Origin of the sequence: Roseateles terrae (genome assembly GCF_014192155.1) — a bacterium.
Classification (GTDB): Bacteria; Pseudomonadota; Gammaproteobacteria; order Burkholderiales; family Burkholderiaceae_C; genus Roseateles; species Roseateles terrae.
In genome coordinates, this window is record NZ_JACHXO010000001.1 from 300,477 (window position 1) to 316,525 (window position 16,049).

10 protein-coding genes are annotated in these 16,049 nt (G+C 65.0%); 9 read left to right on the plus strand and 1 reads right to left on the minus strand.

The genetic code is table 11. The annotated features are described in order from the left end of the window. Positions 1-23: 23 nt before the first annotated feature. From FHS28_RS01325 to FHS28_RS01365, 9 genes are all read left to right on the plus strand, one after another. Positions 24-1,484 (plus strand): leucyl aminopeptidase, encoded by a 1,461-nt coding sequence (locus FHS28_RS01325; RefSeq protein WP_088449442.1) that lies wholly within the window; start codon positions 24-26, stop codon positions 1,482-1,484. A 19-nt stretch (positions 1,485-1,503) separates the two neighbouring features. Beyond that, positions 1,504-1,935: a DNA polymerase III subunit chi gene (locus tag FHS28_RS01330; RefSeq protein ID WP_184293981.1), complete on the plus strand. Its 432-nt coding sequence runs from the start codon at positions 1,504-1,506 to the stop codon at positions 1,933-1,935. A gap of 748 nt (positions 1,936-2,683) precedes the next feature. After that, positions 2,684-3,784, plus strand: a complete 1,101-nt coding sequence (locus FHS28_RS01335; RefSeq protein ID WP_375140716.1) for a branched-chain amino acid ABC transporter substrate-binding protein — start codon at positions 2,684-2,686, stop codon at positions 3,782-3,784. A 795-nt stretch (positions 3,785-4,579) separates the two neighbouring features. Next, positions 4,580-5,959, plus strand: coding sequence for a TIGR03013 family XrtA/PEP-CTERM system glycosyltransferase (locus FHS28_RS01340; protein ID WP_088449439.1), 1,380 nt, complete (start codon positions 4,580-4,582; stop codon positions 5,957-5,959). Between the two features lie 67 nt (positions 5,960-6,026). Then, entirely contained in the window at positions 6,027-8,213 is a 2,187-nt protein-coding gene (prsK, locus tag FHS28_RS01345; protein ID WP_088449438.1) for an XrtA/PEP-CTERM system histidine kinase PrsK, read from the plus strand. Continuing rightward, positions 8,210-9,571 carry a PEP-CTERM-box response regulator transcription factor gene (prsR, locus tag FHS28_RS01350; RefSeq protein ID WP_088449437.1) on the plus strand — a complete coding sequence of 454 codons (1,362 nt, stop codon included), beginning with the start codon at positions 8,210-8,212 and terminating at the stop codon, positions 9,569-9,571. Before prsK ends, prsR begins: the two co-directional genes overlap by 4 nt. A gap of 70 nt (positions 9,572-9,641) precedes the next feature. Further along, positions 9,642-12,518, plus strand: coding sequence for an XrtA/PEP-CTERM system TPR-repeat protein PrsT (prsT, locus tag FHS28_RS01355; RefSeq protein ID WP_088449436.1), 2,877 nt, complete (start codon positions 9,642-9,644; stop codon positions 12,516-12,518). Positions 12,519-12,561: 43 nt separating this feature from the next. Next, entirely contained in the window at positions 12,562-13,866 is a 1,305-nt protein-coding gene (locus tag FHS28_RS01360; protein WP_088449435.1) for a GNAT family N-acetyltransferase, read from the plus strand. 17 nt (positions 13,867-13,883) lie between these two features. Further along, positions 13,884-14,801: a S1 family peptidase gene (locus tag FHS28_RS01365; protein ID WP_184293983.1), complete on the plus strand. Its 918-nt coding sequence runs from the start codon at positions 13,884-13,886 to the stop codon at positions 14,799-14,801. Positions 14,802-14,915: 114 nt separating this feature from the next. On the opposite strand, the gene FHS28_RS01370 is transcribed toward FHS28_RS01365, so the two are convergent. Further along, a complete protein-coding gene (locus FHS28_RS01370) occupies positions 14,916-16,040 on the minus strand; it encodes a radical SAM protein (protein WP_088449433.1) in 1,125 nt (374 codons plus the stop codon). Positions 16,041-16,049 lie beyond the last annotated feature (9 nt).

Below are 16,049 nucleotides of genomic sequence, written 5' to 3' on the forward strand. Positions count from 1 at the left end.
CACTTTATCTACTTCTCGGCATTATGGACTTTCGCACTCTGTCCGCGTCGCAGGACGCGCTGGCGTCGCAAACAGCAGACGCTCTGGTGGTTGTGGTTGCTGGTGACACGCTGCCTGTGGGGCTGGACAAGACCGTTGCGGGTCTGGTCAAGGACGCCATCAAGCTGGGGGATTTCGAGCTGAAGGCGGGTCAGGTCGTGACGCTGACGCGTCCGGCCGGTCTGAAGGCCGCACGCCTGGTGGTGGCGGCCAGCGGCAGCTCGCTGAAGGCGGCCCGCGCCGCGGTGGCTGCGGCGCTGGGTCAGGTCAAGGGACGTGGCGTGGTGCATGCGGCGGTGACCTTCGTGGGGTTTGATGCTGCGCTGACCGAGTCGCTGGTGGAGCAGACGGTGCTGGCCGCGAATGAGGCGGTGTATGTGTACCGTGCCACCAAGCCGAGCGCCCCGGCGGCCTCGAAGCTGGACAAGATCACGCTGCTGGTGGGCAAGGAAGATGCCAAGGCGGTGAAGGCCGGTCTGACCCGCGGTCAGGCGGTCGCCAACGGCATTGCGCTGGCGCGCGAATGCGCCAACCTGCCGCCGAACGTGGCCACGCCGACCTACCTGGGCGAGCAGGCCAAGGCCCTGGGCCGCAGCCACGGCCTGAAGGTCGAGGTGATGGACCAGAAGGCCATCGAGAAGCTGGGCATGGGCTCGTTCCTGTCGGTGGCCAAGGGTTCGGTGGAAGCGCCGCGTTTCATCGTGGCGCGTTATGAAGGCGCCGCCAAGACCCAGGCACCGGTGGTGCTGGTGGGCAAGGGCATCACCTTCGACTCGGGCGGCATTTCGATCAAGCCGGGCGCCGGCATGGACGAGATGAAGTTCGACATGGGCGGCGCGGCAAGCGTGCTGGGCACCCTGCGTGCGGTGGCCGAGCTCAAGCCGAAGATCAACCTGGTGGTGATCGTGGCGGCCTGCGAAAACATGCCGAGCGGCAATGCGGTCAAGCCGGGCGACGTGGTGACGTCGATGTCGGGCCAGACCATCGAGATCCTGAACACGGATGCCGAAGGCCGTCTGATCCTGTGTGACGCGCTGACCTACGCCGAGCGGTTCAAGCCGGCGGTGGTGGTGGACGTGGCGACGCTGACCGGTGCCTGCGTGATCGCCCTGGGCGGCGTGCGCAGCGGCATGTATGCGTCCGACGATGAGCTGGCGGCCTCGCTGAGCGCAGCGGGCGAAGCGGCGCTGGATCCGTGCTGGCGTCTGCCGCTGGACGACGACTATGCGGAAGGTCTGAAGTCCAACTTCGCGGATGTGGCGAACGTGGCGGGCCGTGAAGGCGGCTCGATCACCGCAGCCAAGTTCCTGCAGCGGTTTGCCTCGAAGTACCGCTGGGGTCACCTGGACATCGCGGGAACGGCCTGGAAGGGCGGCGCCGCCAAGGGCGGCACCGGTCGTCCGGTGGGTCTGCTGACCCACTTCGTGCTGTCGCAGGTGCGCTGAACGGGTGGGAGGGGTCCTGGTGACCGAAGTCAATTTCTACACCGGGGTGCCCGACCGCCAGGCCTACGCCTGCCGTCTGCTGCGAAAGACCCTGGGCGCCGGTTTGAAGACCGGGGTCTGGGGGCCGAGGCGGCTGCTGGAACGGCTGGATCAGACGCTGTGGACGTTTGATCCGCAGGAGTTCCTGCCACATGTACTGTTGAAGCCGGACACACCGGAGGTGCTGCGGGAGCGCACGCCGGTGTTGTTGTCGGATCGCCTGGAAGACCTGGTGGGATGCCAGGCGCTGCTCAACTTCGAGCCGGATCCGCCGCCGGAGCTGGAACGGTTTCAGCGGGTGCTGGAACTGGTGTCGACCGAGCCGGAGCAGGTGGCTGCGGGGCGGGTGAGGTTCAAGACCTACAAGTCGATGGGGCTGGCGGTGAATCACTTCAACCTCGCGGCGGGTTGATGGGACTGCGTTAACACAACCGGCTCTTGATTCTTCGAGTCGGGTCGGTGGCTGGGTCAGGGCGGGTTCTTTGACTGCGAGCCGAAAGGCCCGAGCCGGGGCCTGTTTGCTCCATGTCATTCCTGTCCGGCTCCGCCGGCCATTCCCTTCTAATACTTACGCAAACAGGCCCCGGCTCGTTCCTTTCTACAGCGTTGCCTGCTGAGGGCGCCCACCTGCCGAGGTTCGAGCGTGAGGCAACATCGCCTCCGCCTCCGCCTCCGCCTCCGCACCGACCTCTACCGACCGCAGTTTCCGGTTCATCATTTGTGACTCAGCACGGGGCGGCGATGCATCGCAGTCATGCTGCCGTCAGTGAGTCGCGCTGCGGGTGGTGAACCTCCCCCATCAAGACCGGCTTTCGGAGTTCCACGTTGGCGCGCGTGTGTGGTCAGTCGCATTGCCTTTCGGGGCGTTGTGCGGGAATCCGCACTCGCCGTTTTGCCCCGATGTGGTCGGGGTTTGCACTGGATGAGGGCTTGGGTGCACAGGCGTTGCGCATGGGGGAGATGCCCATTGGGGAATGCCCAGGTGAACGGGGCGCGACAACGTCGGTGGCGCGAGTGGGTTCACAGCATTTTCACTATGGTTCCCACAGGGGAAAGGGAGTATGTTCCACCGCGTTGAGAACTCAACGTCATTCCACATATCTCGAGTCGGAGGTTCTTTGATGCAAACCAAGCTGAATGTGATCGTGGGCGCGATCGCCATGACCCTGAGCGGTGTCGCCATGTCGCAGGAAGTGGTGAAGATCGGCCACGTGGGCCCGACCAGCGGCGGCATTGCCCACCTGGGCAAGGACAACGAGCTGGGCGCCCGCATGGCGGTTGATGAGCTGAACGCCAAGGGCGTGACCATCGGCGGCAAGAAGGTCAAGTTCGAGCTGCTGGCTGAAGACGATGCTGGCGATCCGAAGCAGGGCACTGCTGCGGCTCAGAAGCTGGTGGACTCGAAGGTCAACGGCGTGGTGGGCCATCTGAACTCCGGCACCACGATTCCCGCCTCGAAGATCTACAGCGACGCGGGCATTCCGCAGATCTCGCCGTCCGCCACCAACCCCAAGTACACCCGTAACGGCTACAAGACGGCTTTCCGCGTCGTGGCTGACGACGTGCATCTGGGTGGCACGCTGGGCAAGTACGCCGTGACCACGGTCAAGGGCAAGTCCATCGCCGTCATCGATGACCGCACGGCCTATGGCCAGGGTGTGGCTGACGAGTTCGAAAAGGGCGTGAAAGCGGCAGGTGGCAAGGTCGTTGGTCGCGAATTCACGAACGACAAGGCCACGGACTTCACCGCCATCCTGACCTCCTTGAAGGGCAAGAAGCCCGACGTGGTGTTCTTCGGCGGTATGGACGCCGTGGCGGGCCCGATGCTGCGTCAGATGAAGCAGCTGGGCATTGAAGCCAAGTTCATGGGTGGTGACGGCATCTGCACGGCCGAGCTGCCCAAGCTGTCGGCTGGCACGATGGCTGACAACCAGGTCGTCTGCGCTGAAGCTGGTGGCGTGGAAGGCGAAAGCAAGAAGTCGCTGGACGCCTTCAAGACCAAGTTCAAGGAAAAGTACAAGGTTGACGTCCAGATCTACGCTCCTTACGTCTATGACGCTGTGAACGTGATGGTCGCTGCCATGGTCAAGGCCGGCTCTGCCGAGCCTGCCAAGTACCTGCCCGTGCTGGCCAAGACTGAAGGCTACAAGGGTGTGACCGGCACCATCGCCTTCGACGAAAAGGGCGACATCAAGAACGGCGCGCTGACCCTGTACACCTACAAGGGTGGCAACCGCGAGCAGCTCGCCGTCGTCCGCTGATCCGGCTCCGCCAATCAAAAACGCCACCTTCGGGTGGCGTTTTTTTTTCGCGAGGCGACGACATGCCGCAGCCCCATCCCGCCGTCACGCCAAGAACCGGGCGGTCTGTCGCGTCTTCATGGAGGAGGGCGCAGAGCACTCGCGGAAGGGAAGGTCGTGTGGGATGCGCAAGACGCCGCACCCAGCGAGTCCTCGTGCCCGACAGCGAGCGCAGTGGGGAGGTGCCGGACGCAGGGGGCATTCACGGAAGTATTAGGAATGAATGACCAGCGAAGCTGGGCAGAAGGGACATGAAGTGAATGCCCCCTGGGTCTGGCACCGGACCGCGCCAACGCCCCGCAGGATGACCCCGCCCACCACCGAACGACCCACGTCAAGCGCTCAACACGAACCCGCCCCCACGACCACCCCCAAGACCCCACCCCCTGTCCCCCGAACACGGGGTCATCCCCCTCACTCGCGTGCATTCCCGCACGTGGCGCCCTCAAAGCATTCAGTCAGGGGGTTTGCGCCGTTCGCCCCCCGTCGACAATGGCTCCCGTCATGTGGCGTCCGAGGCATTTCGGGCACTTGAGCGCCATGGGCATCCGCGGTGGATTTCTCCGAAAAAACCGATGTCTTCGGTCCCCTCCAAACGGGGGGCTTTCAAGGCCAGAGGTGGGAGGCATGATCCGCCCGCAGCAAACGTAGCCAGATGTAACGACCTGGCAACGGCTGAAGCGGGCGGCGCAGGGGAGAAAACCATGCGGTCGATCCAGCATCCAAGAGGTGCCTTGACCTGCTGTGGGGACTGGCATGATTCGAATTTTTAATCACTACCTCCATCGTCGCACCCTCATCCAGGTGTGCTTCGACTTGGGACTCATCGTGGCGGCCGTCTTCGCTGTGGCGCTCATCCAGAGCAGCAACGAACACATGGTGACCTTTGCCGCGTCCTACGGGATCTCGCTGGCCGGCGGCATGTTCGTCATCAATTCCGCGTCCGGCCTCTACCAGCAGTCCCACAAGCGCTCGCTGACCCAGTCCTGCGCCCGCGCACTCTTCGCCCTGCTCATTGGCCTGCCGCTCGCCTACGGCCTCTTCAGCCTGATGCCGGCCACCGCCTCCCACCGGGAAGTCATCACCACCACCGCCATGCTGGCCGTCGGCATGGTCATGATCCACCGCGTCTACGCGGCCCACGCCGGCACCCAGACCAGCGGCCGCACCAAGATTTTGATCTTTGGCAGCGGTGCCCCCGCCCTGGCTGTCAGCGAAAGCCTGCGCGCCGCAGACCCGCATGCCCAGATCGTCGGTTTCCTGCCCGGTCCCAATGAGGTGGATCCGCTGGTGCCCGCGCATGAGCTGATCAACACCCACGAATCCCTCACCGAGGCCGCACTGCGCCTGGGCGTGGATGAAATCGTCGTGGCGCTCACCGAGCGCCGTGGCGGCAGCATGCCGCTGCGCCAGCTACTCGATTGCAAGCTCTACGGCATCCGCGTCGTGGACCTGGCGACTTACTTCGAGAAGACCCTGGCCCAGATCAAGGTCAGCCATGTCCACGCCGGCTGGCTCATCTTCGGCGACGGTTTCAACCAGGGCATGATGCGCAGCGCCGTCAAGCGCGGCTTCGACCTCGTGTCGTCGGTCTTCCTGCTGATCGCCACCTTGCCGGTCATGCTGGTCACGGCTCTGCTGATCAAGCTCGAATCGCCCGGCGCGCTGTTCTACACCCAGGAACGCGTGGGCCTGAACGGCCGCACCTTCAAGGTCATCAAGTTCCGCAGCATGCGCCAGGACGCCGAGAAGGACGGCCGGCCGCAATGGGCGACCAAAAACGACAGCCGGGTCACCCGCGTCGGCAACATCATCCGCAAGGTCCGTATCGACGAGCTGCCGCAGCTCTTCAACGTGCTGCGCGGCGAAATGAGCATGGTCGGCCCCCGGCCCGAGCGTCCGTTCTTCGTGGATGAGCTGGTCGCCAACATTCCTTACTATGCCGTGCGTCACAGCGTGAAGCCGGGCGTCACCGGCTGGGCGCAGGTCCGCTACGAATACGGCTCGACCATCGAAGACTCGCTGGAAAAGCTCCAGTACGACCTCTACTACGTCAAGAATCACACCCTGTTCCTCGACCTCCTGATCATGCTGGAGACCGTGGCCGTGGTGCTGACCGGCCGGGGCGCCCGCTGAGCGCCGCTGCGGGGCGGCCCTCGCGCGTGCCCCCAGCCGCCGTCGGACCCGCGGCACGCCAGGCGCGATGCTGAGCGATCTCTCTTCTCCCTCCCTTCTGGCCGCCGCCTCCGGCCTGCTGTGCCTGCTCGCGCATCTGGCGCTGGCGGTCGTTGTCTGGCCGCAGTTCCAGCGCCATCCCCGCCGCGCCCTGCGCCTGCAGGCCGCTCTGCTGCTGACCGCCGTCTGGGCCGGCCTCGACACCGCCGAGGCGCTCGGCTGGGTGGGCGAGCGCAGCTGGATCGTCCAGCTCGCCTTGCCGGTCGCCGATGCCCTGCGCTATGGCGCCTGGTTCGCCTTCATCCTCGCCCTGGTGGAACTGCCGCTCCAGCCGGATGGGCGCCGGACCTCCGGCGTGCCTCAATCGCTGCAGGCGCTGGCCTGGTCTGCCGTGGCGGCCGCGATCGTGCTGCCGGCCTGGCGCCTGTGGGGCGACACCCCCGTGATGCTGATGCAGCGGCCCCTGGCGCTGGCCTGGCTGGGCCTGGGGGTGCTGGGCCTGGTGCTGCTGGAGCAGATGCTGCGCAACATCGACCGGGACGCCCGCTGGAATGCCAAGCCGGTCTGCCTGGGGCTGGGCGCCGTGTTTGTCTTTGACGTCTTCGTTTTTTCGCAGGCCTCGCTGTTCCAGCAGTTCGACGGCGACGCCCTGAGCGTGCGAGCCCTGGTGCACAGCATGGCCGTGCCGCTGATCTGGCTGGCCAGCCGCCGCCATCGCAAGTGGCTGGACAAGCTGCATGTCTCCCGCGCCGCGGCCTTCCAGTCGCTGACACTGCTGATCGTCGGCGTCTATCTGCTGGTGGTCTCGGGCCTGGGCTATTACGTCCGGTATACCGGCGGGGAATGGGGCCGGGCGCTGCAGCAGGTGCTGCTGGCCGTGGGTGTCCTGGCGCTGCTGCTGATCGCCCTCTCGGGTGCCATGCGCGCCAAGCTGCGCGTCTACATCAGCAAGAATTTTTTCAGCTACCGCTACGACTATAGGCAGGAATGGCTGCGCTTCACCGGGATGCTGTCGGCCAGCGCGTCGCCGGCGCAACTGGGCGAGTCGGTCATCCACGGCATGGCGAATCTGGTGGAAGGACCGTCCGGCGCCCTGTGGCTGCGCCGCACTCCCACGGCGGATGATTTTGTGCAGACCGCCCGCTGGAACCTGCAGGAACACCGCGACAGCCTGGTGCCCGACGAAGCCCTGCTGCGCTGGTTGCAAGGCCGTGCCTGGATCATCGACATCCAGGAATGGCGCGACCACCCCGATGCCTACGAGCGGGTCGCCCTGCCGCCCGCGCTGGCGGACGACGAGCGGCACTGGCTGATCGTCCCGCTCATCCAGGCCGGCGGACTGATCGGCTGGGTGGTGCTGGGCCAGCCCCGCACCCGGCTGGAGCTGAACTGGGAAGTGCGGGACCTGCTGCGCACCGCCGCCCAGCAGGCCGCCAGCTACCTGGCCCAGATGCAGGCCACGGAGGCGCTGCTGGAGGCCCGAAAGTTCGAGGCCTTCAACCGCATGTCCGCCTTCGTGGTGCACGACCTGAAGAACATCATCACCCAGCTCTCGCTGATGATGAAAAACGCCAAGCGCCTGCGCGACAACCCCGAGTTCCAGCAGGACATGCTCGACACGGTGGAAAACTCGCTCGAGAAAATGCGCCAGCTCATGCTGCAGCTGCGCGAAGGCGACAAGCCGCATCACGGCAGCATCGGCGGCGTGGCCCTGGCACCGATCGCGCGGCGGCTGGCGGCCGCAGCAGTCAGCAAGGGCCGTGCGCTGGAGCTGGAACTGCGCGACGAGGTCAGCGCCCGCGGCCATGAAGAACGCATCGAACGGGTGCTGGGCCATGTGGTCCAGAACGCCCTGGATGCCACCCCGATTGAGGGGAGGGTTTTACTCCGCTTACAACGGATGGGCAGCCATGCCCAGGTGGAAGTGGAGGATACTGGTTGCGGCATGACGCAGGAGTTCATCGACCAGCGCCTGTTCAAGCCCTTCCAGACCACCAAGACTGCTGGCATGGGCATCGGCGCGTACGAGAGCTTTCAGTACCTGCAGGAACTTGGAGGAAAGATCAACGTGGTGAGCGCCCCCGGCCGCGGCACGCAGGTGTGCATCCTGCTGCCCCTGTTCTTCGCCGATGTGGAAGCCGATGTGAAGGCTGGTGAGGGCCGCCGCCATGGCGAACCTGACACCGGCCGCGATGCGACCGTGAAAGCCCGATGAGCGCCCAGCCTCCCTCCCTGCTGATCGTCGAGGACGATCTGGCCCTTCAGAAGCAGTTGAAGTGGTCGATGGATCGCTTTGAGTCCGTCACCGCCGACGACGTCGCCAGCGCGGTGCTGCAGTTTCGCCGTCACAAGCCGGCGGTGGTGACGATGGATCTGGGCCTGCCGCCCGACCAGGACTCGGTCTCCGAAGGCTTTCGTCTGCTGGACAAGCTGATCGAGCTCGAGCCTGGCACCAAGGTGATCGTGCTGACCGGTCAGAACGACCAGGCCAATGCACTGCGCGCCATCCGCATGGGCGCCTACGATTTCCTCTCCAAGCCGGTCGATCCGGACGTGTTGGTGTTGACGGTGGAGCGGGCGATGCGCCTGCATGAGCTGCAGCAGGAGAACCAGCGGCTGCTGACGCAGCAGGAGGGCGAGCCCACCGGCAAGCTGCTGACGCGCGACCCGCAGATGCAGCGCCTGTGCCGCACCATCGAGCGCGTGGCGGCCAGCGACGCCACCGTCCTGCTGCTCGGCGAGAGCGGCACCGGCAAGGAACTGCTGGCGCAGGCCCTGCATGACGCCTCCCGCCGCAAGGGCCGCTTCGTGGCCATCAACTGCGCCGCCATCCCGGAAGCTCTGCTGGAAAGCGAGCTCTTCGGCTACGAGCGCGGCGCCTTCACCGGCGCCACCAAGACCACTGTCGGCAAGATCGAAACGGCCCACGGCGGCACGCTGATGCTCGATGAAATCGGCGACCTGCCGATGCCGCTGCAAGCCAAGCTGCTGCGCTTCCTGCAGGAGCGCAGCATCGAGCGCCTGGGCGGGCGGCAGGAGATCGCGGTGGATGTGCGCATCGTCGGTGCCACCCACCAGGACCTGAAGTCCAAGATCGAGCAGGGCCTCTTCCGCGAAGACCTCTTCTATCGCCTGGCGGAGATCGTGGTGGACATCCCGCCGCTGCGCGACCGGGTGGGCGATGCGGTCCTGCTGTCCCATGCCTTCCTGCGTCGCTTCTCCTCCGAGCAGCGCCGGCCCATTCTGCGCCTGAGCGACGAAGCCATCCGCGCGGTGGAGCATCACCGCTGGCCCGGCAATGTCCGTGAGCTGCAGAACCTCATGAAACGGGCCTCGATCATGGCCGACGGCGAGCGCATCACCGCGGACGACCTCGGCCTGGCCGTGCCCGACGCCCCCGCCCATGACGACGCCGAACTCGACCTGCGCAGCGTGCGCGAGCGCGCCGAGCGTCAAGCGGTGGTGGCGGCGCTGGCCCGCACCGACAACAACATCGCCAAGGCGGCCGACCTGCTGGGAGTGAGCCGGCCGACCCTGTACGACCTGATGGCCCGGCTGGGACTCAAGACCTGATCCGGGTTTTCTGTCGCCGGCTTCTTTGAACGCCAGTCTGCATCCGAGATTGCATCCAAGAGAGACACGAATGTCCCGAGACGCCAAGCACAGCACCGCCCCCACCCACGATTTGCCCCGCACCCACACCCGGACCCGGACCCTGGCCAGCTATGCCGGCGTCCTGGCTCTGGGCTCGGCCCTGCTGCTCAGTGGCTGCTTCGGCGACTCGGCGCAGGACATGGTCAAGTCGGCCCGCGAGCATCTGGACAAAAAGGATCCGAAGGCCGCCATCATCCAGCTCAAGAATGCGCTGCAGAAGGACGGCACGCTGGGGGAAGCCCGCTACCTGCTGGCTCGCGCGCTGCTGGACGCAGGGGATCTGCCGGGAGCGGTCATCGAGGCGGACAAGGCCAAGGCGCAGGGCTACACCAGCGACGGCCTGACGGCCTTGCAGGCGCGGCTGCTGTTGCTGCAGGGCCGGCCCGACGAGGTGGTGAGCCAGTACGGCACCCGTCACCTCGGCACGCCCGCAGACGAGGCCGATCTCCAAAGCACCCTGGTGGGCGCCTACGGAGCCAAGCGCCAGCTGCCGGAGGCGCGCACTGCCGCCAATGCAGCGCTCAAGGCCCAACCGGACAGCGTGCCGGTGCAGTTGATGAACGTGCGGCTGATGACCAGCGAAGGCAAGCTCAAGGAAGCGCTGGCCCAGCTGGATGCGATGGCCACCCGGTCCCCCAACGCCGCTGAGATCTGGCAGGCCAAGGGCGATCTGCTCGAGCTGGCCGACGCGCCGGTGGACGCGCGCATCGAGGCCTACCGCAAGGCGCTGGCCCTGGACAAGAAACTGCCCGCGGCGTATTCGGGCCTGATCACCGCACTGATGCGCAAGGGCGACAAGGCCGGTGCGAAAGAAGCGGTGACGGCCATGAAGGCGGCGCTGCCCAGCCATGCGCAGACCTTCTATTACGCCTCCATCTTTGCGCTGGAGGAGGGCAACCTGAAGGAGGCGACGGACCTCAGCCAGGCGCTGCTCAAGATCGCGCCGGGCAACGACCGCGCGCTGTATCTTGCGGGCCGGGTGGCGCAGGCCGGCGGTGACCTCCGTCAGGCCGAGAGCAATTTTGCGAAGGTGGTGAGCACGTCGCCGGACGCGACGCCGTCCCGCATCGCGCTGGCCCAGGTGCAACTGCGCGGCGGCGACGTGGAACAGGCGTGGACCACGCTTCAGCCGCTGCTGGATGGCAAGCCCGGTCCGACCGGCGAAGCGCTCGCGCTGGCGGCCGAGATCAAGCTCAAGCAGGGCCAGGCGGACGAGGCCGAGCGGCTGCTGGCACGCGCTGCGGAACTCAATCCCGCCGACATCACCAGCCGTGTGGGCCTGGCGCTGACGCAGGCCCGCAAGGGACAGGAGCCGCAGGCCATCGAGGCACTGCGCAAACTCTCCGCCGAGGACAAGGACATCACCGCCGACCTGGCGCTGGTCAGCCTGTATCTGCGCAAGAAGGACTGGTCCCATGCCGAAGAGGTGATCGCCGGCATCGACCGCAAGACCCCCACCAGTGCGGCCGCCCCGGAGCTGCGCGGCCGTGTGGCGCTGTTCCGCGGCGACCGTGCCAAGGCGCGTGAGCAGTTTGAAGAAGCCATCCGGCGTGATCCGAAGGCCCTGGCACCCGCCAACAACCTGGCCTCCATGGACCTGCAGGATCGCAAGCCGGAAGACGCTGCCAAGCGCTACGACGCCGCGATCAAGGCGGATCCGAAGAATGTGCGGCCGGTGATGGCGCAGATGGGCGTACGGGTGACGCATCAGCTGATCAAGCCGGAGGAGGCCATCCAGCAGCTCGGTGAGATCGTGCGGCGTTTCCCTGGCGAAGCTGGCCCCCGTCTGGCGCTGGTCAGCCTGCTGGTCAACAAGCAGGACCTGAAGCAGGCAGCGGCGGTGGCCCAGGAAGGCGTCGCCGCCAATCCTGAGTCGGCCGAGCTGGTGGATGCGCTGGGCCAGGTGCAGATGGCGCAAGGCGAGCGGCAGTCCGCCATCAATAGTTTCAACAAGGTGGCTGCCTTGTCGCCGCGCTCACCGCTGGGGCAAATGCGTCTGGCCGACCTGTACATGGCTGGCGGCACCGCTGCGGACCGGGATCAGGCTGCAGGCGCGCTCAAGCGCGCGCAGGCCATCGCCCCCGGTGATGCCGAACTGGCGGAAAAGGTGGCGGGCAAGGCACTGATGATCGGCCGACCTGAGCTGGCGCTGCAGTCGGCCAAGGCCCTGCAGTCGGTACGCCCGAGCTTCGGCCTGGGCTGGAAGCTGGAGGGCGATGTGGCCCGCGCACGCAAGGACTGGCCCGCCGCGCTGGCGGCCTATCGCCGGGCGGACCAGCTGTCCAAAGAGGCTGGGGCCTCGGTGCCCAACACCGCGCTGGCGGTAGCGATGCACAGTGTGCTGGTCGAATCCGGCAAGGCCGAAGAGGCCAAGCAGTTCGCGAACAACTGGGTCAGTCAACACAAGCAGGACGCTCTTTTCAGGTACCACCTGGGCGATGTGGCACTCACCAAGGGTCAGTACGACTTGGCGGAGCAGTACTATCAGGGAGTACTTGCTGACAGCCCGGACAACGCGGCGGCGGCCAACAACATCGCATGGCTGAAGCTGCGTGGCGGTCGTACTGACGAAGCCCTGAAGTACGCGGAGAAGGCCAACCAGTTGCGACCCAAGGTGGCAGCGTACATGGACACCTGGGCCGAGGTATTGGGCGCCAAGGGCCAGACGGACAAGGCGATCGAGGTCCAGCAGCAGGCGGTGACCCAGGCACCGAATGTGCCTGCCTACCGTCTGCGTCTGGCGCAGTTGTATGTGACGGGCGGCAAGAAGGCCGAGGCGCAAACCGAACTCAAGCGCCTGGCCGACCTGGGACCACAATTCGAGCAACAAGCCGAGGTGCAGAAGCTGCAGGCCAGGATTCAATAAGCCAAAGGCCGGCAGTGGACCGCACCGCAAGGGAGACGGTCATATGAGCCAGATTCGTCGCTCCGGTTTGCGCAAGCGCTTCCATCAGGGCCTGCGCAAACTGTTTTCGAGCCTGCCAAAACCCTGGCGCTTTGCGGTCTACCGCCGCATGGTGGACTGCGATCCGGCCCCCAGCGAGCGGCTGGAGCTGAAGGTGGCCGAAACGCAGGAGGAGCTGGAGGCCTGCTTCCACATCCTGCATGACGCCTATGTGGGCAGCGGCTTCATGAAGCCCGACCCCAGCGGCCTGCGCGTCACCATCTACCACTCGCTCCCGACCACCACCACGCTCTGCGCCAAGTACGACGGCGAAGTGGTGGGCACGATTTCCATGGTGCGCGAAGGCGTGTTCGGCTTTCCGTTGCAATCGGTCTTTGATCTGGAGGGGGTGCGGGCCAAAGGCGGCAAGGTCGCAGAGATCTCGGCCCTCGCCGTGGCGCCGGCCTTTCGCAAGACAGGCGGGGCAATCCTCTTTCCGCTGATGAAGTTCATGCACCAGTACTGCACGGAGTTCTTTGACACCCGGCACTTGGTGATCGCGGTCAACCCCGACAAGATCGAGCTCTACGAGGCACTGCTGTTCTTCAAGCGATTGAAGGAGCAGACGGTGGACAACTACGACTTTGCCAATGGCGCCCCAGCCGTTGGTGCGACGCTGGACCTGCACGAAGCCGAAGATGTCTTTGCCAAGGGCTACCGCGGCCGCCCGGCGCGCAAGAACCTGCATCAATACTTCTTCCGGCAATCGCTGCCCAACATCAAGCTGCCGGAGCGGCGGTATCACACGACGAATGATCCGGTGATGACGCCGCCCCTTCTGGATTATTTCTTCAACCAGCGGGTGCAGGTCTTTGCCCATTTGGCGGACCGCAAAAAGGCGCTGCTGTGGTCGGTGTATCGGCAGCCGGAGTTCCGGCCGGTGCTGCCGATGCTCAGCGGCGGCGGCGAGGATCTCGGCAAGGCCTTGCGGCAATACCCGCGTTACTCCATGCGCTGCCCGGGGCAGATCAATTTGCCGGCGAGCAACGGATTGCCAGCCATCGGGCGCGTGCCCCTGGACGTCATTGAAGTCTCTGCGCAGGGTTTCCAGGCCGAATGTAAACACGACCTTCCGCTGAATGTGGAAGGCCAGGTGGAAATCGAACTGGGGCACAACACGCGCTCGCGCCTGCTGGCCCATGCGGTGCGCAAGCGGGAGACGGAGCAGGGCACCTTCTTCGGTTTCCGCATTGACGATCCGGACCGGAACTGGCGCAGCTTTGTCTCCGAGCTGGAGATGGGGCAGACAGCGCGGGATCTGGCCGCGTGACGGGTGAGAGCGACGACATGAAGCATGACAAGACCGCCGGGCAAGCCATACAGTGGCGAGCCGCAACTGCGCCCATCCAACGACGCCGGCTGCTCGCGCTCGCTGGGGCGCCTTTGCTGGGCTCGGGGCTGGTGCCTGGACTGCCGGCCGGGTGGGTGGGCGGTCTGGGTGTGGCGGCCTCCACCGTTCTCACACCGAGCCTGGCCCAGGCGCAGGAGATGTCCAACACGCTGCCGGACCTGATCGACAAGAGTCGGCAGGCGGTGGTGGCGGTGGGCACGTTCAGCGCCACGGACAACCCGCGATTCGGTTTTCGGGGCACCGGCTTTGTGGTGGGCGATGGCAAGACCATCGTCACCTGCGCGCATGTGATCCCGAATCCGGTTGAAAAGGATCTGTCGATCCTGGTGCCTGCAGCGAGCAATGCGTCGGGCACGCCTCAGCAGCGCTCGGTGCGGCTGCTGCGCCGCGACGCCACCCGCGATCTTGCGCTGCTGGAGTTGACCGATGGCAATCCCTTGCCCGCGCCCATGACGCTGGCCACGGTGGACGATACGGCCACCGCGGTGAGAGAAGGGGTGGCGGTGGCGCTGATGGGCTATCCGCTGGGCACCTCGCTGGGCGTGCAGCTGGTGACGCACCGGGGCATTGTGGCGGCGATCACCAAGGCGGCACTGCCGGCGCCGACCTCAGGCAACTTGTCGGAGCGCGCCATCCGCCAGCTGCGGTCGGGCGATATGGAGTTTCTGCAACTCGACATCACCGCTTACCCCGGCAACAGTGGCGGACCGCTGCTGGACATCCGGACCGGCAAGGTCGTGGGGGTGGTGAACATGGTGGCACTCAAGAGCACGCGAGAATCGGCGCTGAGCGCGCCGAGTGGCATCAGTTATGCGGTGCCGGTGAGATACGTCCTGTCGCTACTGGCGCCGTGATGGTCCGTCTCAGCTTGAATTTCATGGCTTGGACCGGGGTGCGCCCCGTTGTGTCACGCCGGACGCTCCGTGGGAAGTCATCCGGACGCCGGGCTTGACGCGGCCCCATTGGGTTCACTCACGCACGGTTTGAAGCATCCGGCGGCTGATGTGCTGGTGCAGCTTCAGAAGTGTCGAGCAATAAAAGCTCGGACGCTCGTAGCTTCGGCCGTCGAATCGATGCGGCAGATATCCCCCACCACAGGTCTTGAAAGCCTCGCAGGTTTGGCACTCTTTGCACGGCTTGGGATAGCGCCTTTGGGCAACAGATCGGAATTCTTCCAGCTCATTCTGGGCAAGGTGGAGCGAGGTGGCGCTGACGCCGTCTTGGCAGATGGACAAGACGTCGATGAGACGGTAGGAGCCATCGCTTTCAACCACCACAATCGGCACGAGGTCTCCGCCAAATGCGTCGAGCTCTGGCCGCTGTCCCAACATGGCACGTATGAACGTCTCGAAGATCCGAATACGAAAATCAGGATCATCCCTCTCAAGCCAAGCATCAAACGCACTGCAGAAAAAGCGCTCCATCGACTCATGCCTGTAGTCCTTCAGGTGCGATGGCGGTGAAAAATGGTTTGCGTCGGGCAAAAGCAAGTCCATATCCCGCACGCCCAGGTCAAAAAAATACGAAAGAAGCGCCTCGGGATCCTGATGGGGATCTACCACGCAGAGAACGCCGTTGAAAACGGCTGCGCCGTTTCGGGCATCGAATTCAATGCATTTTTTGATGGATCGCGCAGTGGAAGCGCCGGTGCCGGCACGGCGGTGGTCAATGCGGTGGCGGTCATGCACGGCCTCAGGTCCGTCGCAACTGATGGCAATCGTCGCGTCGAAAGATGCATACATGTCCAGCCATTCGTCATCGATCAAAATTCCATTCGACTGCGTAACAATGAATAGATCATCCGGCGGCAATGACCTCCGCACATTTTCCAGGAATTTTCGCGTTCTTTCTTTTCCAAGCAACAACGGTTCTCCACCGTGAATTTCCAGAGTCATTCGGGCAGCAGGGTGGCCGCGCCGGTAGCTCGCTAACCTGTCGCAGAGTATGCCAAGGCTTTCATCTGAAAGTGTCTTCGGTCGAGAGCGCCAAGATTGATCAACTCCGTTGTACATGTAGCAGTAGCTGCAAGCAATATTGCAACGCTCAGCCACTTTCACCATGACCAGTAAGTCATCATTCGTGATGGTTTGCATGGTGCTTGA